The 20,204-nt window shown below is 60.3% G+C and carries 17 protein-coding genes; 7 read left to right on the forward strand and 10 right to left on the reverse strand.

The features are described from left to right. The first annotated feature begins 407 nt into the window (after positions 1-407). The gene (gene uraH / locus MF6394_RS12945) at positions 408-761 is read left to right on the forward strand and encodes a hydroxyisourate hydrolase (protein ID WP_032896006.1); all 354 of its coding nucleotides are present in this window, start codon (positions 408-410) and stop codon (positions 759-761) included. A 163-nt stretch (positions 762-924) separates the two neighbouring features. Then, positions 925-6,105 (forward strand): dermonecrotic toxin domain-containing protein, encoded by a 5,181-nt coding sequence (locus tag MF6394_RS12950; RefSeq protein WP_078466799.1) that lies wholly within the window; start codon positions 925-927, stop codon positions 6,103-6,105. On the opposite strand, the gene MF6394_RS12955 is transcribed toward MF6394_RS12950, so the two are convergent. Continuing rightward, a complete protein-coding gene (locus MF6394_RS12955) occupies positions 6,080-6,718 on the reverse strand; it encodes a LysE family translocator (protein WP_044271669.1) in 639 nt (212 codons plus the stop codon). The genes MF6394_RS12950 and MF6394_RS12955 overlap by 26 nt on opposite strands. A 65-nt stretch (positions 6,719-6,783) precedes the next feature. After that, on the reverse strand, positions 6,784-8,130 hold the full coding sequence (locus MF6394_RS12960; protein WP_078466800.1) for an NCS2 family permease: 1,347 nt from the start codon (positions 8,128-8,130) through the stop codon (positions 6,784-6,786). Between the two features lie 290 nt (positions 8,131-8,420). Here MF6394_RS12960 and MF6394_RS12965 point away from each other — a divergent pair, with 290 nt between their 5' ends. After that, complete coding sequence (locus MF6394_RS12965; RefSeq protein ID WP_078466801.1) at positions 8,421-9,023, forward strand: glutathione S-transferase family protein; 603 nt, start codon at positions 8,421-8,423, stop codon at positions 9,021-9,023. 107 nt (positions 9,024-9,130) lie between these two features. On the opposite strand, the gene MF6394_RS12970 is transcribed toward MF6394_RS12965, so the two are convergent. After that, complete coding sequence (locus MF6394_RS12970; protein ID WP_032896009.1) at positions 9,131-10,027, reverse strand: LysR family transcriptional regulator; 897 nt, start codon at positions 10,025-10,027, stop codon at positions 9,131-9,133. 125 nt (positions 10,028-10,152) lie between these two features. Between MF6394_RS12970 and MF6394_RS12975 the strand changes: the two genes are divergently transcribed. From MF6394_RS12975 to MF6394_RS12985, 3 genes are read left to right on the forward strand one after another with little or no spacing between them, the layout of a single operon-like run. Beyond that, positions 10,153-11,445 carry a CitMHS family transporter gene (locus MF6394_RS12975; RefSeq protein WP_078466802.1) on the forward strand — a complete coding sequence of 431 codons (1,293 nt, stop codon included), beginning with the start codon at positions 10,153-10,155 and terminating at the stop codon, positions 11,443-11,445. A gap of 1 nt (position 11,446) precedes the next feature. Further along, complete coding sequence (locus MF6394_RS12980) at positions 11,447-12,772, forward strand: acyclic terpene utilization AtuA family protein (protein ID WP_078466803.1); 1,326 nt, start codon at positions 11,447-11,449, stop codon at positions 12,770-12,772. After that, positions 12,769-13,089 (forward strand): AtuA-related protein, encoded by a 321-nt coding sequence (locus tag MF6394_RS12985; RefSeq protein WP_078466804.1) that lies wholly within the window; start codon positions 12,769-12,771, stop codon positions 13,087-13,089. The genes MF6394_RS12980 and MF6394_RS12985 overlap by 4 nt, the downstream gene beginning before the upstream one ends. 597 nt (positions 13,090-13,686) lie before the next feature. On the opposite strand, the gene MF6394_RS12990 is transcribed toward MF6394_RS12985, so the two are convergent. The 5 genes from MF6394_RS12990 to MF6394_RS13010 form a co-directional block, all read right to left on the reverse strand. After that, positions 13,687-14,058 (reverse strand): glutathione S-transferase N-terminal domain-containing protein, encoded by a 372-nt coding sequence (locus MF6394_RS12990; protein ID WP_003192799.1) that lies wholly within the window; start codon positions 14,056-14,058, stop codon positions 13,687-13,689. A gap of 101 nt (positions 14,059-14,159) precedes the next feature. Then, complete coding sequence (gene folE / locus MF6394_RS12995; protein ID WP_003192797.1) at positions 14,160-14,705, reverse strand: GTP cyclohydrolase I FolE; 546 nt, start codon at positions 14,703-14,705, stop codon at positions 14,160-14,162. Between the two features lie 78 nt (positions 14,706-14,783). Further along, on the reverse strand, positions 14,784-15,341 hold the full coding sequence (locus tag MF6394_RS13000; protein ID WP_003192796.1) for a Smr/MutS family protein: 558 nt from the start codon (positions 15,339-15,341) through the stop codon (positions 14,784-14,786). Positions 15,342-15,416: 75 nt separating this feature from the next. Further along, positions 15,417-15,737: a hypothetical protein gene (locus tag MF6394_RS13005; RefSeq protein ID WP_003192794.1), complete on the reverse strand. Its 321-nt coding sequence runs from the start codon at positions 15,735-15,737 to the stop codon at positions 15,417-15,419. A gap of 136 nt (positions 15,738-15,873) precedes the next feature. Then, positions 15,874-16,464: a cysteine hydrolase family protein gene (locus MF6394_RS13010; RefSeq protein ID WP_003192792.1), complete on the reverse strand. Its 591-nt coding sequence runs from the start codon at positions 16,462-16,464 to the stop codon at positions 15,874-15,876. 239 nt (positions 16,465-16,703) lie between these two features. Here MF6394_RS13010 and prmB point away from each other — a divergent pair, with 239 nt between their 5' ends. Continuing rightward, positions 16,704-17,612: a 50S ribosomal protein L3 N(5)-glutamine methyltransferase gene (prmB, locus tag MF6394_RS13015; RefSeq protein ID WP_078466805.1), complete on the forward strand. Its 909-nt coding sequence runs from the start codon at positions 16,704-16,706 to the stop codon at positions 17,610-17,612. 598 nt (positions 17,613-18,210) lie between these two features. On the opposite strand, the gene MF6394_RS13020 is transcribed toward prmB, so the two are convergent. Beyond that, positions 18,211-19,014, reverse strand: a complete 804-nt coding sequence (locus tag MF6394_RS13020; RefSeq protein WP_047711470.1) for a hypothetical protein — start codon at positions 19,012-19,014, stop codon at positions 18,211-18,213. A 99-nt stretch (positions 19,015-19,113) separates the two neighbouring features. Continuing rightward, complete coding sequence (locus tag MF6394_RS13025; protein WP_078466806.1) at positions 19,114-20,076, reverse strand: alpha/beta hydrolase; 963 nt, start codon at positions 20,074-20,076, stop codon at positions 19,114-19,116. Positions 20,077-20,204: the final 128 nt, after the last annotated feature.

Raw genomic sequence — 20,204 nt, forward strand, 5'->3', positions numbered from 1 at the left:
GTGTGGCGGCCGGGCAGTGGAATGACTGAGTGGCGTCACAGCGATGAGTGATTGTATACAACTTATCGCGAACTTTGTAAGCCTGCATTTCTGCATTTTTTCTGAACGGGCGCTCTACGGGTCTCTGCAAGAAACTTGCCTAAGTGGTCAGGTTAAAATCAAAAAGCCCACTGTAGGAGCGAGCTTGCTCGCGAAAAACCTGAGGGCGCCACTTTTCATCCTGAGAGCCCGCGTTATCGTTGGCGTTTTTCGCGAGCAAGCTCGCTCCTACGGGGGGTTGAAGCGCTGTGAAATTTATTGTGTACAATTTTCGTTGAAAATGTCTTAATCAGCCATCGCCGGCTTTTTCACTGCCCTGAAAGAGTGCGGGTTTTCCTATTACTGACTTCGGGAGGCGCATAAAAGCCATGGGACGTTTGACCACACACGTTTTGGACGCCGCGCACGGCTGCCCCGGCAGCGCCATCAAGGTTGAGCTGTACCGCGTCGAAGGCGCGCAGCTGGAGCTGGTTGCCACCGCCACCACCAACAGCGATGGCCGTTGCGACGCGCCGCTGCTGCAAGGCGACGACTACCGCAGCGGCGTGTACCAACTGCAGTTCAGCGCCGGTGATTACTACCGTGCCCGTGGCGTGCAATTGCCCGAGCCGGCTTTTCTGGACGTGGTGGTACTGCGCTTTGGCATCAGTGCCGAACAGGATCATTACCATGTGCCTTTGCTGATTTCGCCTTACAGCTACTCCACTTATCGCGGTAGCTGAGTCGTCACCTCGCTTCACACCCCCAAATGCTCTTCGTTGGTTTCGCCCGCGCACACTGCGGGCTTTTTTTTGCCCGTGGCTTGTGAATTGGCCGCTCAAGTATGTAACGCACCCTGGGCGGCAGCGGTGCCTAGTCTCGGCTTTTCTGAACGGAATAGTCGCTATGAGCACCGACACCACGGCCTGGGCCGACAAGCTTGATTTCGATGACCCACACACCTCTTCCCTGGAGCGTGACGAGGCCATTCGCGTGTTGCTGACCCGTCGGCTCAATGCGGTCGCGCACCCCAGCCATGAAATCAACCAGATCCACCAGGCTCAGGTCAGGGGACGCGAATCGGCCAAAGCCCTCAGCGGCCTGATTGGACGCGCACCGAGGATACTGGGGGTCATTCGTGGCGCATTGCGCGAAGCCTTCGGCCTCGACCCTGACACCTTACTGTTCACCGAACCTCTGCCGCCGGCTCCCGCGCGCAAGGTCAACAGCTTGACCGAGCGGGCCCTGGCGTTGCTGATCCAGCCCAATGTACCGCTCAATATCAACCAGTTCACCTCATTGAGCCTCAAGGATGATCCGACCAAACGTCTAACGTTTACCGCCAGGGAAGCATTGGTTCGGGTCAAGGACTTGGCGCTGCTCGCTCGGTTCGAGCGCGCGGTAGCCGAGTATTGGCAGCAGTTGGCCCACGGTTCCTGGCTGACACGTCGAGAGCGCTGGGTGCAATTGCGCACATCGTTGTTCGCCGAAAATGCGTTTTTGGCCCATCGCACGTCTCAACTGACGGACAGTGGCTATGACATGCTAAGCAAACTGCTGCAAATACCTGACGCCGGCTTGCGTCAGAAGGCCGGCGGGGAATGGGCTGCGATTCAGGTGAGCCACATCATGTGGCCCGGGACTAATCGGGCCATGGTGCCCATCCCGGGGGCTCTGCATATTTATCGTGATGGCGTCGTCGGGGGGACGCCCCAGGTTATTTATCTGCCCGGTCTGTTCCGCGAATTCTATGAGTTCGACTCTTTTAACCAGCTGCAGTGTGATTTGCCGCTACTGGTCAACGGCCCCTTGAGCAGTGCTTTATGGCAATGCCTGCCGCTGCGTCGTAGGCATGAGGCGTGTAACACCATCGGCGCAACGCCCATGACATTCGTCCGGCAACATGGGGACGCGTTGCAAAACAGTGCGCGCGAATTGCTGGACGGGCAATGGGATAATGAGCTGGCGTGTGCCTTATCGATCAATCATGGGGTGATGGGCATTCAGGACGCGGGACAGCCGGCTATCGCCGGTATCCAACGCTTTCTCAGGTTTATCCAAAAAGGGCGCCAGCGTGTGGTGGCGTTCACTCGGTTGGGCCGTACCCTGGATGCCTTGTTGGAGTGGGATTACAAGCGCCGCAGTGACGAAATTGTACTTGGGCGCCTGACGCCGGACCTCGCGTTCAAAACCCAGCAAGCACAGCTCAAGCGTTACGAAAAAAAACTGATGGGTTTGCTGGACGCCACGGATGTGGGCAGCGCCAGCGCGGGCTACCAGGAATTTTTGCGCCTTGAACGCCAATGGCAGGACCAGGTTGCGGTGGCGCGCAAGTGGGCGCAAAGCCCGCTTGAACGCGTGTTTCAGAGTGATTACTGGCTGGAGAAACCCGAGGGCTCACGCACACGTGGTTCGTTGCTAATGCAAGCGCAGCGTGACGCCTTGCTTGGGGAGGCGCAGATGCAACACCGCTTGGGCCTGATGAGTCGCGCCCATCTGGAGTGTCTGGAGGCTGTGTTGAATGAAGCATGGGTACCCGGGGCCAAGTCCACGGACAGCTGTGTACTGCAAGTCTCCGTGGGTGGCGAGGCAACCAAATTGTACCCATTGCTGGGCGCAGTAGTGGTAACCACCCAAGCGGCTCGGACTCAGCCGGGGGCCCTGTATCCCGTAGTGTTATATGTGATGGGCCAGCATGGCGGGCTGGTGACATTCGATAGCTTGAACGCCTTTGTCGCGGGCCTGCAAGCCAGCCTGAAAAGCCGCGATAGCTCGGTGTTATGGCGCTGCATCGAGCGTCACCGGCGCGAGGCGGTGCGCACGTCGATCAGTTTGCTGCCGCAGACGGCTGCACTGGTGGTGAGCTACACCGCGATCGAGCGTTACATGTTCAAAGACCTGTTCATGAAACTGGCGGTACACCATATCGCGCTGAACAAGCGTATTGACAAGGGTAAGAGACTGTTCAGCGAAGTGAGTGATCCGCAGCTGAGCCGGATGTTGCTGGCTCGGGAGCTGTTCGAGTGTCTGCAAGTACCTGACAATGATGCTCGAACACTGGCCTTGGCCAACATCGACTTGTTGCAGGCGGCAGCTGCTGAGGCCAAAAAACTCCCTTCGTGGCTCGGCATCGCATCGCCCGCTCAGCGCAAACACTATAAGCGTTTGTTACGCCGCTATCTGGTCAGCATTTTTGCACTGGAAACCAAGCTCTGGCAGGACTTGCCTGACTTGGAGCCCTTTGCTCGCCAAGCCCTGATTGCCAAATTGACCGTGGACGGTTTCTATCCGCAATTGGATATCGATACCCCCCTGTTCGACATGCCCGATGATGTCAGCACTCACTACGAGGGCTGGACGAGCCAGGGGGCGGTGGGTGACCGTCAGATTAAAACGGTGGTCAGTAAGGAACGTACCACCTTCAGCATGCTGCAATTGGCGTTGCACAACCTCAACCCTGAGGCGCCTTGGACCCGCTGGCGCTTGAACCGGGCGCGCTGGCTGGAACCCGTCTGGAAAGAACGCTTGAGTGTGAGCTACCTGATCAAAATGATCGCATCGCTGAATGTGGGGGGCGAATACGACAAGCAGATCCGTAAGGCTTTTTATCCGAGCCCTGGCTCGTCCTTCGGGCTGTCTCAGGCGCTGGTCGATCGAGGCTTTAAACAGCGCGCCGAGATGCAGTTGTACTCGGCGGCGCGACAAGGCTTGAACGATTGGAGCCAGCGTCTGTTTACCTTCGCCATGGCCGCGCGCAAGGCAGGCGATCTGAAAAACGACGAGTTTGACGTGCAACTGGCTGTCCTGCGCCTGGTGGGCGTTACCCTGGAATATGATCGCCACATCGCCGGGGTACTGGTGATTCATGACAAGCCCACGGGGAAATGCGTGGTGTACTGGCCCACGGCAGTGGCAAGTCGGGTGCTGGTCGGGTACCCCAGTTTGGCCGAGGCCGAGCAAGCCCTGAATCGGTTGGGCGCATTACCTGCCAACCTGAAAGAGTTGGCGCGCCTGGTGGCTCCCGGCTGGGAGCATCAGGCGGTGCAAGATTATCCAGACGAAAGCCTCCAGCTAGAGCCCAGGCTGCCTGACTCGGCCAAGCATCGTCTCCTCCCCGGGGCAGACCTCATGGCGGTTCTCGTTGAATTCTTCCTGCTCAAGCATAAAGACCCGGCGGCCGGGCTTGAAGCTGTCGAAGCGCAAATCGAGGAGCAGATTGCGCTGCAACCAGAAAGTTGGTTGGAGGTTGTGACCACCTCCCATTCCAATCCCACGGCGCTGCTGGCCCATGCCCGGGTGTTCGAGCTGCAACGACGTACGCAGGCTCGGTCCAATTCCTCCCAGGCACTGGGGGAGTACCGTGAGCGACGCCTGAGAGAACAGTTCGAGGCCACGATTCGTGGGTTACTGGCATTTATTCCAGTGCTAGGGGTGGGCATCAGCTTGTATGAGATGCTGCTGGCGGCGCGGCGCTATCATTTGAGCGGTTCTGGTCATGACGCGGTAGATGTGGTGGCTCTGACGCTCTTTGCATTTATTGATGTGCTGTCTACCTTTGCCCCAGGCCCCAAGGGTGCTCGCGTCGCACGGGGCGCTCTGCCTCGCTATAAAGGCAACACATTCGCTCTCACAGGCCTGAAGGCGCCGTCGAGCAAGCCGACTCATCTGCTTGCGCGCTTCAAATCAACCGACGTATTGGAAGGCGCCGTTGAGTTGAAGGGGCCAGCAAGCAAGACTCAGTACGTGAAGAATGGCCAGCAGTTGCTTGCCGAGGGGGGCGAGCTCTACACGGTGTATCAGCGCAAGGCCGAATCGGTCGTGCGCTTTAAAGAATCGCAAAATGAACTGGTATTGAATATCCATCAGCCCCCAGAGTGGTTACTCGGGGCCGATACGCCTCAACCGGTGGCGGGAAGCAGTTCGGCGGCCCGTCAGCCGTGGCCTGCGGCCGTGCCGACCTGGCGACCATCCACTGCACGTGGGGTGACTGAAAACGCCATCCTTCAGTCGTCTGCAATGGGGGACCGTTGGTTCAGTTGGCGTATTTCACCTGGGTTGGATGCCGATTTTGCTTCTGCCGCTCCTGGGGTGTTTTATATCGGGAAGGATGCCCGCAGGGGGCCGCACCACGTTCTCAGGGTGGCTCCTGTTTATACCAACATAAGGGACCCTTCGAACGTTTATTACAGGTTGCTGCCCCAAGGTGATCAGGCGCCGTTGACGGGTATCGTGTTTATCACCAGGGACTGGACGCCGGTTTCAGCCGCACGGGTTGATATTGGGCGTTGGACAGCCACTGAACTCGCGGAACAACCCCTTCCGGCGTCATATAACACCCTGACGAACCAATGGCGGTTCCATGCGCCCTTGTTTGACAGGCCGCTGCAGCAGTATATCGGTACGGCATTCCCTACCATGACCGTCAGTAGCCAAAGGTTCACCGCCGAAAGGCTGATTGAGTTGTCAGGCTCTACGCGCCAGGTAACGGCCACTCACCTACTTAATGTGCGTTCGACACTCGATACGTGGTTAACCCCGACCCAGGGGAACATTGGCCAGACAGATGATTTATTGCGAATGTTGCGGCCCACTGAAAAGCCGTACACCAGGGTACACATCGGTTACGAAGACCAGGCGCCTGGTTTCACCCGCGTTGACTTTAAGGTGGCGGGATTAGACCCATCGCTTTTATTCGGTGGCCGGTCGGTCGCGGTTGAGCGAAGCACTGCCCAACGCGCGGCCATCAAGAGCGTATTGGAGCAGCAGGGTTTCAATGTCCGCGAAGTAAAAGTGAAGCACGGCAGGGCAATGGATGATCTGATCGCGACTCATCCCAACTCAAACCAGCTGTACTACGTGTCACCCAGCTGGGTGGAGGAGGCCAGTATTCAGCTAAATACCCGACTCTCGGATCTTTGGTTTAGCGACGCACTCAGCAAACACTCCAATGCGCTTCCATTGCAGGGCGTCAAGCTCGCGCTGGACGAAGGGCGCCTGGTTCGGATCGTGGCAGGCATTCAATGGCCGACCAAGAGGACGCTTTCTCCCACCGTCTATTTCGTCAAAGTGAGCCCCTCGCCCCGATAAGCGACACCGCGCCGGCGCCGCCGAACAGCGCGGCGCTGACCCGGTTGAACCAGCTCTGGCCAGCGCCAGAACGCAAGTACCGCGCCGCGCCATGGGCGCCGAGGCCGTAAGCCAGCTTGCACAGCAGGTCGAGCACCGTCCAGGTGGCGATCATGATCAGCAACTGCGGTAAAAAGGCCTGCTGGGCATTGAGAAATTGCGGCAGGAAGGCGGCGAAAAACAGAATGTCCTTGGGGTTACTGGCACCCAGCACAAATGCGCGACCAAACAAGGCGCGAAAGCGCGGCACAGTGGGGGTTTGCGGCACGACTGCACCCTGGCTGGGCTGGCGCGACTGTTGCCAGCTCTGCCAGGCGAGGTAGAACAGGTACAGCGCGCCGACGATCTTCAGCGCGCTGAACAACTGCTCGGAGGCCAGCAACAGCGCGCCCAGGCCCAGGGCCGAGGCGCTCAACAGGCAGATCGAGGCGAACACGCCGCCGAGAAACGCCGGGTACGAGCGGCGCAGGCCGTAGTTGAGGCTGTTGCTGATCATCAACAGCGACAGCGGGCCAGGTATCAGGATTACCACCAGCGCAGCGCCACTGAACAGCAGCCAGGTTTCCAAGGTCATTTACAGTCCTCCCTTCATGCAAAAGCCCCACCCGAAGGTGAGGCGGTTTTTCAGCCGTTCCCGAACTACAGGAAGATGAACTTGGCGATAAAGATCGCGCACAGCACCCACAGGCTGATGGAAATTTCGCGGTACTTGCCGGTGCCGGCCTTCAACGCCACATAAGTGATAAAGCCCAGGGCGATGCCGTCGGCGACCGAAAACGTCAGTGGCATCATGATCGCGGTGACGATCGCCGGAATGCTGTCGGTGGCTTCATCCCAATTGATATGGGCCATGCTTGCCATCATCAGCATCGCAACATAAATCAGCGCGCCTGCCGTTGCGTAGGCAGGGATCATGCCGGCCAGCGGCGCAAAAAACATCGCCGCCACGAACAGCACACCCACGGTCACTGCAGTCAAACCCGTACGGCCGCCGGCAGCCACACCCGCGGCACTTTCCACATAACTGGTCACCGGCGGCACACCGACCATGGCGCCGAACACGCTGGATGCACTGTCAGCCTTCAATGCGCGCGACAGGTTGTCGATCTTGCCATCGGCATTCACCAGGCCTGCGCGTTGTGCAACGCCCATGAGTGTACCGGCAGTGTCGAACATGTGTACAAAAAGAAAGGCAAATACCACGCTGATCATGCTCACATTGAACACACCCATCACGTCCATTGCCATCCAGGTCGGTGCCAGGCTCGGTGGGGTGGCGAGAATGCCGTTGTAGTGCACCAGGCCCAGGCTCCAGCCGGCCAGGGTCACGGCGATGATGCTGATCAGGATGGCGCCGAAGACGCGGTGATAACTGAGGATGGCGATCAACAGGAAACACACGGCCGCCAGCAGCGGTGCCGGCTCGTGCAGGGAGCCGAGCTTGATCAGCGTGGCGGGGCTGTCGACGATGATGCCGGCGGTTTTCAGGCCGATCACTCCCAGGAACAAGCCCACGCCGGCGCCCATGGCATGGCGCAGGCTGACTGGAATGCTGTTGAGCAGCCATTCGCGGATGCGCGACAGCGTCAGAATCATGAACAGCACGCCGGAAATAAACACCGCGCCGAGGGCGGTCTCCCAGGTGTAGCCCATGGTGCCGACCACGGTGTAGGTGAAAAACGCGTTCAAGCCCATGCCCGGCGCCAGGCCCACGGGCCAGTTGGCGTACAGGCCCATCAGCAGGCAACCCAACGCCGCGGCGATGCAAGTGGCGACGAAGGCCGCGCCGTGATCGATACCGGCATCGGCCATGATGTTGGGGTTGACGAAGATGATGTAGGCCATGGTGATAAAGGTGGTGAGGCCGGCGATCAGCTCGGTCTTCACTGTGGTGCCATGCAAGCGCAGTTTGAACAGGCGTTCCAGCCAACCGCCTCGAGGCGCGGCCAGGTCCAACGTAGGGGCTTCGGTTTTGCGGCTATCCACAGCGAGTACTCCTCAATCGTTTTATTGTTATTTCCAGCGCCGGTTACATGAGTGGGCAACGGCGCTTTGAGGTACTGGCGGGTTTGTTGACCAAAAGGTCAGGAACTCGCACGAAGCGAATTATGCTTTTGTATACAAATAAAGCAAATAATGTTTTCGATTATCTGGGCGAAAAGGGATGAAAGGCCCACGCCAGGGGATTTATTCTGCGCGACGCCTTGAAACAAGCCCTCGATACCCGCACCTTGTGGGCGCAAGCATTCGGTCAGCGCGGCGAAAAGGGGAGCCCCATGTACAAGGTTTATGGCGATTACAAGTCGGGCAATTGCTACAAGGTCAAATTGATGCTCACTCTGTTGGGCATTCCGTATGAGTGGGTCGATATCGATATCCTCAAGGGCGATACCCAGACCCCTGAGTTCCTGGCCAAAAACCCCAATGGTAAGGTCCCGGTATTGGAGCTTGAAGACGGCACCTGCCTGTGGGAGTCCAACGCGATCCTCAACTTCCTCGCCGATGGCAGCGAATTCCTGCCGACCGAACCGCGCCTGCGTACCCAGGTATTGCAGTGGCAGTTTTTCGAGCAGTACAGCCATGAGCCTTACATTGCGGTGGCGCGGTTTATTCAGTTCTACCTGAACATGCCCGAGGATCGGCTGGAAGAATATAAAACCACCCATAAGGGCGGTTACAAGGCCTTGAGGGTGATGGAGCGTCAGCTTCAAGCCACGCCTTATTTAGTGGGCGAGCAGTTTTCAATTGCCGATATCGCATTGTATGCCTACACCCATGTGGCCCATGAAGGCGGCTTTGACCTGGCGCCGTATCCGGCGGTGCAGGCATGGTTGCAGCGGGTGGCCAGTCATCCCAAGTACGTGGCGATGCTCGACTGAGTTAACGCCGTCAAACTGTGGGAGCGGGCTTGCTCGCGAATGCGGTGGGTCAGTCTCAGTATTCAGTGACTGACACTGCGCATTCGCGAGCAAGCCCGCTCCCACATTTAGCTCAATGGTGAGTCAGATAATTCTCTATTTAGCAGTTCAAAGCAGCGCTGCGCCGCCGGGCTCAAGCCCATCCCGCTGCGGCTGATCAAGCCGATCTCCCGATTCACCCCGGGATGATCGATGCTGATCCGCTGCAAACCCTCCAAGCTGTCCGCCGCCGACTCCGGCAGCACACTGATGCCCAACCCCTGGCGCACCAGGGCCAATACGGTCGACATGTAGTTGGCTTCCATGCCGGCGTTCAGCGTCAGCCGTGTCTCATCGAACAGCGTATCCACTTGCTCACGCACACTGCTGTCGCGCCCGGTCAGGATGATCGGCTGGTCTGCCAGTTGCTCCAGGGTTAATTGGCGGTGATGGGCGAGCGCATGACCCGATGGCACAAACGCGCACAGCCGATCATTGAGCACCGGCACGAAGTCCAGGCCGTGGCTCAGGCGGGCGCGCACGCCGATGCCGAAATCCACTTCGCCGTTGCGAACCTTTGCGTGAATGCGCTGGGCCACCAGGTCATGCAGGCGCACTTCGATGCCGGCGAAGCGTTCGCGAAACAGGCGCAAGGCCGGGGGCAGGGCGCCGGCGCAAACTGAGGGCAGGGCGGCGATGGTTACCACGCCACGGCGCAATGCAGCGAGGTCGCGGGAGCCGGTGACGATGTTGTCCAGGTCCAACAGCAGTTTTTCCATAGGCCCGCGCGCGTCCTGGCCTGCGGCGGTAATGCTCACGTGGCGCGGGCTGCGGTCGAGCAGGGCGACGCCGAGCCAGTCCTCCAGTTGCTGCACCTGCACGGTGAGGGCCGACGGCGACAGATGCAGTTCGTTAGCCGCCTTGGTGAAGCTGCCTGTGCGGGCAACCGCAAGGAAGGCTTGAATGTGCTGGATGCTGTTTTTCATGAGCGTCGCTTCATTTTGTTTTTCCGAACGCCGGTGGCTGAATATTGCAATTTACAAAGCCTAGCGCGATTCCAATACTCCAGGGAAAACAATAACCGGCCAACCAGGCCGCCCTGGAGTAACCCATGCTCGCAACCCTGGGTGTCATCACCATTCTGTGCCTGCTCGCTGCCGTCATGAGCAAGCGCCTCTCGCCGCTGGTGGCCTTGATCGCCTTGCCGATCATCGCTGCGCTGCTCGGTGGGTTTGGCCTGCAGACCAGCGCTTTCATCATTACCGGTATCAAGAACGTCGCCCCCGTGGTTGGCATGTTTGTGTTCGCGATCCTGTTTTTCGGGATCATGACCGATGCGGGCATGCTCGATCCCATCATTGATCGCATCCTGCGCACGGTCGGGACCCGTCCTACACGGATTGTCGTCGGTACTGCGACCTTGGCGTTGCTGGTACACCTGGACGGCTCTGGCGCGGTGACCTTCCTGGTGACGGTGCCGGCGATGCTGCCGCTGTATACGCGCCTCGGCATTGATAAACGCATCCTCGCCTGCGTGTGTGCGATGGCGGCCGGGGTTAACTTTCTGCCCTGGACCGGCCCGGTGCTGCGCTCGTCGGCGGCGCTGCATGTGCCGGTGGCTGACCTGTTTCAGCCACTGATCCCGGTGCAGATCGTCGGGCTGATCTTTGTCTTCGCCTGCGCCTGGTGGCTGGGCCATCGCGAAGAAAAGCGCCTGGGCCTGGGCGCGGGTTCCAGCGTGGAGGCGGTGCCGCAACGAGTGCTCAGCGATGACGACATCAAGCTGCGTCGTCCACGGTTGTTCTGGGTCAACCTGATGCTGACCGTGCTGGTGATGGTGGTGATGATCGCTGGCTGGGTCGATCCGGTGGTGATGTTCATGCTCGGCACCGTGGTTGCGCTGTGCATCAACTACCCCAACGTGGACGCCCAGCGTGCGCGCATCGACGCCCATGCGAAAACCGCTCTGACCATGGCCAGTATCCTGCTCGCCGCCGGGGTATTTACCGGCATCATGCAAGGCACCGGCATGCTCAAGGCCATCGCCGAAGTGGCGGTGGCGCAGATCCCGGCGGGCCACGGCAAGTTGATCCCGGCCGTCGTGGGCTTTTTGTCCATGCCCCTGAGCATGTTGTTTGACCCCGATTCCTACTATTTCGGTGTGATGCCGGTGATCGCCGAAGTCGGCAAGGCCCTGGGCGTCGATCCGCTGCAAGTGGCTCAGGCTTCGCTGCTGGGCGTGCACACCACCGGCTTCCCGGTCAGCCCGCTGACCCCTGCGACCTTCTTGCTGGTGGGCCTGTGCAAGATCGAACTGGCCGATCACCAGCGCTTCACCATTCCTTTCCTGTTTGCCGCCTCGGTGTTGATGACCCTGACGGCGTTGCTCCTGGGAGTGATTTGAGATGAACACCTTGCGCATCGGCTCCGGCGCCGGCTACTCCGGCGACCGTATAGAACCTGCCGTAGAACTGGCCGAACACGGCGACCTGGATTACCTGGTCTTCGAATGCCTGGCCGAACGCACCATCGCCCTGGCGCAACAGGCGCGTATCAGCGACCCGCAGGGTGGTTATGACCCGCTGCTCGCTGAGCGCATGCGCCGTGTCTTGCCCTGTGTGGGGCAGCGGGCGGGGCGTCGACGCCTGCGGGTGATCACCAATATGGGCGCGGCCAACCCGCTGGCGGCGGCCAGGGAAGTACGGCGTATTGCGGGCGAGCTGGGCCTGGGCCTCAAGGTTGTGGCCGTGGTCGGCGATGACGTGCTGCACGCCTTGCCTGCCGAGCAGTTGCTGGATAACGGCCAGACCGTGGGGGCATTGGGTGAGCGGCTGATTTCCGCGAATGCCTACTTGGGTGTGGAGGGCATTATTGAAGCGCTGCGCGCCGACGCCGATGTGGTGATCACCGGGCGCGTGGCCGACCCTTCGCTGTTCCTGGCACCCCAGATGTTTGAATTCGGTTGGGCCTCTGATGATTGGCAGCGACTGGGCCGAGGCACGTTGGTGGGGCATTTGCTGGAGTGCGCGGGGCAGGTCAGTGGCGGCTATTTCGCCGATCCCGGCTTCAAGGATGTGGAGGATCTGGCACGCCTGGGCTTTCCCCTGGCCGAGGTCGACGCCGACGGCAGTGCAGTAATCACCAAGGTGGCAGGCTCCGGTGGGCGGGTCAGCCGCGCGACCTGCGCCGAACAACTGATTTATGAAGTTCACGACCCGGCAGCCTACTTGACCCCAGATGTGACGGCCGACTTTTCCCAGGTCGGGTTTGTCGAGGAGGGCGTGGACCGGGTGCGTGCCCAAGGAGCCAGCGGGCGTGCCCGGCCTGAACAGCTGAAGGTCAGCGTCGGTTATCTGGACGGTTGGATCGGTGAAGGGCAGATGTCCTACGGCGGCCCCGGCGCTGTCGCACGGGCCCAGTTGGCGCGGGACGTGGTACTCAAGCGTCTCGCGTTGATCGGCGTAAAGATGCAGGACCTGCGCGCTGAGTTGATCGGTATGGATTCATTGCACGGCCCACGCAGCAACGTCGAGCCTTGGGAGGTGCGCCTGCGGGTCGCCGCCCGGTGTGAGGAGCGTGGCGACGCGGTGCGGATCGGCAATGAAGTGGAGACCCTCTACACCAACGGCCCGGCCGGCGGCGGTGGGGCGAGCAAAGGCGTACGCCAGGTGGTGGCGGTCGCGTCGTTGCTGTTGCCCCGTGAAGCGGTCAAACCGAGGATTGAAGAATGAAACTGCATACGCTGGCCCATTCCCGCACCGGGGATAAGGGCGATACGTCGAACATCTCGATCATTGCCTATCGCGTGCAAGACTATCCGTTGCTGTGCGAACAGCTGACGGCGGAGCGCGTGGCAGCGTTCTTCGCGGATTTACTGGAACCCGGTGCTGAGCCGGTTCGGCGTTATGAATTGCCAAATGTGCAGGCGCTGAACTTCGTGTTGCCGGGCATCCTGCGTGGCGGCGTGACCCGCTCGCTGGCGCTGGATGCCCACGGCAAGTGCCTGGGCTCGGCACTGCTGGACCTTGAACTGGCAATACAGACTTAAGAACACCGCAGAGCAAATGTGTGGGCTTGCCTGCGATGGTAACCACAATGCGAAGCGAGCCGCTCTTGATCTGCTTTTGATCTTAGGCGCCCCGTTAAACCACGCTGGCCGGAATTCGACAGGGATTTGGGGGGTAAACCGGCAGGGATGCCGGTTTAGCCGCCCCGCGCCATGGATGGCGCGTGGCGGCGGCCCCCCAAATCACTGGCGGATTACGGGCACACCGAGCCTAGGCGAGGTGCCGAGTGGTGGGGCAAGAGCGTTTTGCTTACTTTTGCGCTGTTCAAAAGTGAGCCGCCGTCAGGGCGGAACCCTAAGTGGCCGTTACCTAAATAACGGATATGTACCCTGTACAACTGTGTTGACTGTTAGGCCGCCTTCGCAGGCAAGCCAGCTCCCACATTTGGATCGCGGGGCGTCAGGTGGATAAGCATCGCCTGTCCGGTCGTCACGGGAGCGAGCTCCCTCGCCACAGGTCCAGCGTCTTGCCGAAGATGTGTAGATACCTATACTGCGATGCGGGCACCGCGGTGCCGCAGATGTACCGCGGTGATGCAATCGCAGGCAAGCCAGTTCCCACATTGATCGGCGTGTGCTTCAGATCGCAGCGAAGCGCTTGTCCAGATACTCGATGATCACCTTGGAGTCATACATCCAGGTGGTCTGGCCGTTCTCTTCGATGCGCAGGCACGGCACTTTGATCTTGCCGCCTTGTTCCAGCAGGGTCTGGCGGTCCTGTTCGTTGTTCTTCGCGTCCTTCAAGGCCACCGGCACATTCAGGCGGTGCAGAGTGCGGCGGGTCTTCACGCAGAACGGGCAGGCGTGGAACTGATACAGGGTCAGGTCCTTGGCCGCAGCATTGACCTTGGCCTGTTGCTCGGCAGGGCGTTGTTTTTTGCGTGGGCGGGTAAGAAAGTCGCCCGCGATGATGACGTGGCCGAGGCCCACTCTAAGTGCTTTGACGAACATGGCTGAAACCTCTTGCCCATGACTGAGGGGGCGCAGCTTACCTGATTTCTACAGGCGAAAAAAAACCGGCGATGAACGCCGGTTTTTTCCTGCCTGGCCGGTTACTTGATCAGGCTGAGAAATTCGCTGCGGGTAGCCGCGTTCTCACGGAACTCGCCCAGCATCACCGAGGTGATCATCGACGAATTCTGTTTCTCGACACCGCGCATCATCATGCACATGTGCTTGGCCTCGATCACCACGGCCACGCCCAGGGCGCCTGTCACTTCCAGCACCGCGTCGGCGATCTGGCGGCTGAGGTTTTCCTGGATCTGCAGGCGGCGCGCATACATGTCGACAATGCGTGCGACCTTCGACAGGCCCAGCACTTTGCCGCTCGGAATATACGCCACGTGAGCCTTGCCGATAAACGGCAGCAGGTGGTGCTCGCACAACGAGTACAGCTCGATGTCCTTGACCAGCACCATTTCGCTGTTGTCAGAGCTGAACAAGGCACCGTTGGTGACTTCTTCGAGTGTCTGTTCATAACCGCGGCAGAGGTACTGCATTGCCTTGGCGGCACGCTTTGGCGTGTCGAGCAGGCCCTCGCGGGACACGTCCTCGCCGAGTTGGCCGAGAATCTCTGTGTAATTCTGTTCCAGGGACATGAAACTACCTGTGGGATTTTCGCAAAGCGCAAGGTTACGGTGGCGGACACATCGCTGCAAGCCTGACGATGGCACTTGTTACTCGTCGCGCCCTTCCATCATGGTGCGCTTGAGCATCACATACACCGCGCCGGCACCGCCGTGACGGGCCTGGCAGGAGGTAAAACCGAGCACCTGGGCATGCTGGCGCAGCCAGGTATTGACGTGGCTCTTGATCATCGGCCGCTTGCCGTCCAGCCGCACAGCCTTGCCATGGGTGACGCGCACGCAGCGAATTTCGAATTTGGTCGCTTCGGCCAGGAAGGCCCAGAGGGTTTCCCGGGCTTTTTCCACGGTCATGCCGTGCAGGTCGAGGCTGCCTTCGAACGGGATCTGGCCGGCCTTGAGCTTGCGCATCTGGCTTTCCTGCACGCCGTCGCGGGCCCACATCAGCTCATCTTCGGGGCCGACGTCGATCACGAACTGGTCCGACAGGCCATCCACGGTGGTGGCATCGGTGCGCACGGTCGCGGCCTGGCGCAGCTTGGCGATCTGCGCCCGGTCAGTCTTGGGTTTGCCGGTGTCGGCGCGGTCGTGCTTGATCGGCTTGACGCCGCGCAGCTCGTTTTTGAACAGGGAAAAATCGTCGTCTTGCATGTCAGCCTCCGCGAAGGGCGGGCAGTTTACCTAAATCGCGGCGGCCAGGGCGCAGGAAACGCTATCCAAGCGCCATCAGTCGTGCTTTTTCATCAGGTGAGAGGCGATATTCAACGACAACGGTTGGCGCATTTTCCGACGGCTGCGACGCCACAGCCACACACCCAACCACAGCACCAGCAAGCCGACACCCAGCAGGAGTGCCGAGCCGCCCGGGCTGGCATTCAGCTCGCCCAGAGCCGGCGAATGCCCAAACAGGCCGGCGCCACCAGCGCCCGCCAACAACAAACCTACTATCGCCAGTAACGCAGCAATGCACGCTACCAGGCGCAGACGCCAATTGCTCGGGCCTTTGGGGCGCAAGCGACGAGCATCAAAACCATCGGATATCTTCATTCCGACCTTTCCTCCAGGGTATCGGCCCTTCGACCGGAAGATACACAGGTTGTTCCGGGGGGAGGGGTAAATGCGCCAAATGAAAGGGCTTTGCGGATGAGCGGAGCAATAAACACGCCGCTCACCGCCAGCAGGATCAGATCAGATCTTTGGCCAGCGCCAGGGTGGCGAAGTTGTCGGCCATGATGGCCATTTCGGTTTGCTGCACGTGCTCGGCGCTCAGGATGCCACCTTTGTACGGCAGGTCGCGGGTAGCGCAGGCGTCTTCCACCAGGGTGCAGCGAAAGCCCAGGTTCTTGGCCGCGCGCACGGTGGTGCTGACGCTGGAGTGGCTCATGAAACCGCAGACGATCAGGTCCAGAGAGCCCAGGTCCTGAAGGTGTTTTTCCAGGCCGGTGCCATGGAAGGCGCTGGGAAGCAGTTTGCCGATGATGGTTTCGTCACCTTCAGGCTCAAGGCCCGGAATGAATTCACCGCGCTCGCCCTGGGGGTCAAACAGGCCGCCCACGGTGCCCAGGTGGCGCACATGCACAATCGGGCGCCCGGCACTGCGCGCTGCGGTCACCAGTTGCTTGATGTTCTGCACCGCCGCGTCCATGCCCGAGAGGGCGAGCGGGCCGCTGAGGTACTCTTTCTGGGCGTCGATGATCACCAGGGTCGCATGATTGAGGTTGGCTGCTGCGTAACCGCGACCGCTGAGTTGAAACATCGTCTTTGGAACGGACATTCTGGGGCTCCTGTGAGTGGGGCTTTTGCGACATTGTCCACTGGCTGAGCGCTTCTGTGAATCGCTACTATCGTAAGGTACGCCGTTGCTGGCGTGCAGCCATGTCAAGAGGCAGGCCTGTTTAACACAATGCGGGCAAATTGGATGAAATCCGACGTACGGCGCCAGGTGTTTCGTACATCGTCGGTACAGGTGAAGGCTGTTAGAATCGCCAGTCGTTTTTTCCAGGAGCTTGCCCCGTGATCACTTCCCGCCTGCGCACCTTGCGCGACCATATCCGTTGGGCTGTCAGCCGTTTCCATGGGGAAGACCTGTTTTTTGGCCATGGCACCGACAATGCCTGGGACGAAGCCCGGCAATTGGTGCTGGGCGCCTTGCACCTGCCGTGGGAAATAGCCGACAGCTATCTGGACTGCAACCTGGAAGAAGAGGAAATCTCCCACGTGCAGCGCTTGCTGCACCGGCGTATCCATGAGCGAGTGCCAACGGCCTACCTGTTGAACGAGGCCTGGTTTTGCGGCATGTCGTTTATCGTCGATGAGCGCGTACTGATTCCACGCTCACCGATAGGCGAGCTGATTGAAGACCGCTTTGAACCCTGGCTGGCCCAGCCGCCGGCACGCATCCTCGACCTGTGCACCGGCTCCGGTTGCATCGGCATCGCCTGTGCCTACGAATTCCCCGAGGCCGAAGTGGTGCTGGGAGACCTGTCCTTCGAAGCCCTGGAAGTGGCGAACCAGAACATCGAGCGCCATGGCGTCGACGAGCGTGTCTACACCGTGCAGGGCGATGGTTTTGACGGTTTGCCCGGCCAGCGTTTCGACCTCATTGTGTCGAACCCGCCCTACGTGGACGCCGAAGATTTCGCCGACATGCCCGACGAATACCAACACGAACCGGAACTGGGCCTGGCCTGCGGTGACGACGGCCTGAACCTGGTACGTCGGATGCTGGCTGAAGCGGCGGACCACCTGACCGAGAAGGGCTTGCTGATTGTCGAAGTGGGCAACAGCCAGGTGCATGTCGAGGCGCTGTACCCGGAAGTGGACTTTGCCTGGCTGGACTTCCAGCGCGGTGGGCATGGGGTGTTCATGCTCACGGCTGAACAGTGCCGTGCGCACCAGGGAGTATTTGCCGCGCGGGTCTAACTGCACAAACGCGGTCAATGTGGGAGCTGGCTTGCCTGCAATGACGGCCTACCAGCCGATACTTCTCTCCCTGACACCCCACAGCCCAACTGTGGGAGCGGGCTTGCTCGCGAAGGCGGCCTAACAGTCAACACAGTTGGACCGGGTACATATCCGTTATTTAGGTAACGGCCGCTTAGGGTTCCGCCCTGACGGCGGCTCACTTTGCAAAAGCGGCAAAGTAAGCAAAACGCTCTTGCCCCACCACTCGGCACCTCGCTTGGGCTCGGTGTGCCCGTAATCCGCCAGTGATTTGGGGGGTCGCCGCCACGCGCCATCCATGGCGCGGGGCGGCTAAACCGGCATCCCTGCCGGTTTACCCCCCAAATCCCTGTCGAATTCCGGCCAGCGTGGTTTAACGGGGCGCCTAAGATCAAGATCAAAAGCAGATCAAAAGCAGATCAAAAGCGGCTCGCTTCGCATCGTGGAGTGTGGGGCCGGGCGCGGTCAATTGTGGGAGCTGGCTTGCCTGCGATAGCGGCCGGTCAGCTTGCACCTCTACTACTGACCCACCGCTATCGCAGGCAAGCCAGCTCTCACATTGGATCGTATTTCAGTGTTAACGGTGCGTGGCAATCCAGATCAACAACCCCGCCTGGAACACCGTAAATGCCACCAGGCAGGTGATGGTAAAGCGCAGCCCGCTGTCCTCACGCTTGAACTTGGTGACTTTCTCCTCTTCCTTGCGCAGTTTCACTTCCTGCTCCGCCAGGTTCTGCTCGGCCTGTTGCAGCATTTGCGCGGCTTCCAGGATCTCTACGAACTGCACTTTCTCGGTGTTCCAACTGTCCAGCACGTCGCTGACCTTGCCCGGTTGCACATTGCCTTTGAGGTGCTGCACATCGGCGTAGGCCACATCGAAACCCTGGATACGCAGGAAGTGATCGCGGCGCAGGCGCGTGGCTTCGTTGAGGGCGTCTTTGTTGGCCAGGTCCACGCCGTCGACGCGGTAGTGTGACCACTTCTTCTTCGCCCAGGCAGCGCCTTGGGCCACCAGGAAGCGCCCGATACCGCGGTTGGCCGGCTCGATTTCCAGGCTGTTGCCGGGGCCGAAGTGCACGCGGTGTTTATCGTGATCGACCCAGATATCCAGGTGGTTCTGCTCGCGCCGTACGCGCTGGCCCGGTAACTGGATGACCATGCGCAACAGGCTGTGGTGTTTGTCATGGCGTTCGGCATAGCCGAACTGCACAAAGCGCAATGGCCGTGCGCCGGTGGCGCGGTCGGTGGCCAGTGGGGCCAGGCGCAGCATCTTGAAATGTTCGGCGTGAACGTCGGCCCACGGCAGTGCCGCTGCTGCGTTAGCTTCGGTTGCGGCCGGGGTCTCGGCGGTAGATTCGGGTGTTGTTTCGGTGGTTGTCATGCGGCGCGATCCTGTCCAAGCCCTGCGAGCCGACAGTCTTTTTACTGTCGACTCTGGACTTATCGGCCGTTTTTCCCAGGACTGGAGGCCAATTGCCGCTTAACGGGGTTGAAGTCCTTCGATAAAGCTGACGATACGTTGGCCCAGCTCCGCCGCCAGCGGTAGTTTCGGGTCGTTGTAGGAGGCCAATTGCTGCTTCACGTTATTGGGCACGATGCGCATCACGTGGTTCATGCCTTCGATTACCGTCAACTGCGCGTCGGGCTTGGCCTGCTTCAGTTGTTGGGCGTCGCCTACGCCAACCTGGATATCGTTGGTGCCCTGGATAATCAGCGCCGGCATGTCCAGGCGGGCAAAAGCGGCCGACGGATCGGCGCGGAACAGGCTGATCAGATACGGCTGCACGCTGGGTCGGAAAATGCCTTCCAGCGGGCGCGGCACATCGGCGTCCACCTGGCCGGCCTTGAGGTGATCGAGGATTTCATTACTGCGCAGCAACAGGGCAGGGGGCAAGTGATCGGCCAGTTGCTGACGGATCACCTGGTCCACCGGACGGGCGCTGCCTGACAAGGAAATGACCCCGGCTGGTTCCAACTGCGGCGCGGCGAGGGCGGCGACCAGCGCGCCCTCACTGTGGCCCAGCACAATCAGCGGGCCCATGCGCTTGTCGGCCTTGAGCAACTTACCCCAGGCCACGGCGTCGGCCACATAGGCCTCCAGAGTCAGGTTGCGCTCGTCTGGCGTGGCCGCCAGGCTCGCGGCCACGCCGCGCTTGTCGTAGCGCACGCTGGCGATGTTATGCCGGGCCAGCACCCAGGCCAGGCGCTTGAGGCTGTCATTGCGCGCGCCGTCGGCGCTGTTGCCGTTGCGGTCGGTGGGGCCGGAGCCGGCGATGATCAGCACCACCGGCACCGGTTTATCCGATTGCGGCAACAGCAACGAGCCAAAGAGTTGGCCGCTGCCGGTGCCCAGGCTGATCGGGCGTTGCAGCACCACAGGGGAGGCGGCCTGGGCCACGGCGGTAAACAGGGTGAGGGTAAACAGCAGAACTCGCAGCATCATAGCGCCATCATTGGAGAGGTGCCGGTTGGACCAACGTCTACCGGTAAGGTTTCGAGGATGAACTAGTCGGTTAGCCTGCGTATACTGGCCGCCTTAAGTTATTACGGTTGACTTGATTCAACTGATTT

It is taken from the genome of Pseudomonas sp. MF6394 (assembly GCF_002018845.1).
GTDB lineage: Bacteria > Pseudomonadota > Gammaproteobacteria > Pseudomonadales > Pseudomonadaceae > Aquipseudomonas > Aquipseudomonas lactis.

Coding starts and splice junctions, on each gene's coding strand:
- MF6394_RS13020 (WP_047711470.1), bottom strand. CDS start 19,014: ATGACAACCACCGAAACAACACCCGAATCTACCGCCGAGACCCCGGCC.
- MF6394_RS13025 (WP_078466806.1), bottom strand. CDS start 20,076: ATGATGCTGCGAGTTCTGCTGTTTACCCTCACCCTGTTTACCGCCGTG.
- MF6394_RS12965 (WP_078466801.1), top strand. CDS start 8,421: ATGTACAAGGTTTATGGCGATTACAAGTCGGGCAATTGCTACAAGGTC.
- MF6394_RS13000 (WP_003192796.1), bottom strand. CDS start 15,341: ATGCAAGACGACGATTTTTCCCTGTTCAAAAACGAGCTGCGCGGCGTC.
- MF6394_RS12955 (WP_044271669.1), bottom strand. CDS start 6,718: ATGACCTTGGAAACCTGGCTGCTGTTCAGTGGCGCTGCGCTGGTGGTA.
- MF6394_RS12985 (WP_078466804.1), top strand. CDS start 12,769: ATGAAACTGCATACGCTGGCCCATTCCCGCACCGGGGATAAGGGCGAT.
- MF6394_RS12950 (WP_078466799.1), top strand. CDS start 925: ATGAGCACCGACACCACGGCCTGGGCCGACAAGCTTGATTTCGATGAC.
- folE (WP_003192797.1), bottom strand. CDS start 14,705: ATGTCCCTGGAACAGAATTACACAGAGATTCTCGGCCAACTCGGCGAG.
- MF6394_RS13010 (WP_003192792.1), bottom strand. CDS start 16,464: ATGTCCGTTCCAAAGACGATGTTTCAACTCAGCGGTCGCGGTTACGCA.
- MF6394_RS12990 (WP_003192799.1), bottom strand. CDS start 14,058: ATGTTCGTCAAAGCACTTAGAGTGGGCCTCGGCCACGTCATCATCGCG.
- MF6394_RS12970 (WP_032896009.1), bottom strand. CDS start 10,027: ATGAAAAACAGCATCCAGCACATTCAAGCCTTCCTTGCGGTTGCCCGC.
- uraH (WP_032896006.1), top strand. CDS start 408: ATGGGACGTTTGACCACACACGTTTTGGACGCCGCGCACGGCTGCCCC.
- MF6394_RS12975 (WP_078466802.1), top strand. CDS start 10,153: ATGCTCGCAACCCTGGGTGTCATCACCATTCTGTGCCTGCTCGCTGCC.
- MF6394_RS12980 (WP_078466803.1), top strand. CDS start 11,447: ATGAACACCTTGCGCATCGGCTCCGGCGCCGGCTACTCCGGCGACCGT.
- MF6394_RS13005 (WP_003192794.1), bottom strand. CDS start 15,737: ATGAAGATATCCGATGGTTTTGATGCTCGTCGCTTGCGCCCCAAAGGC.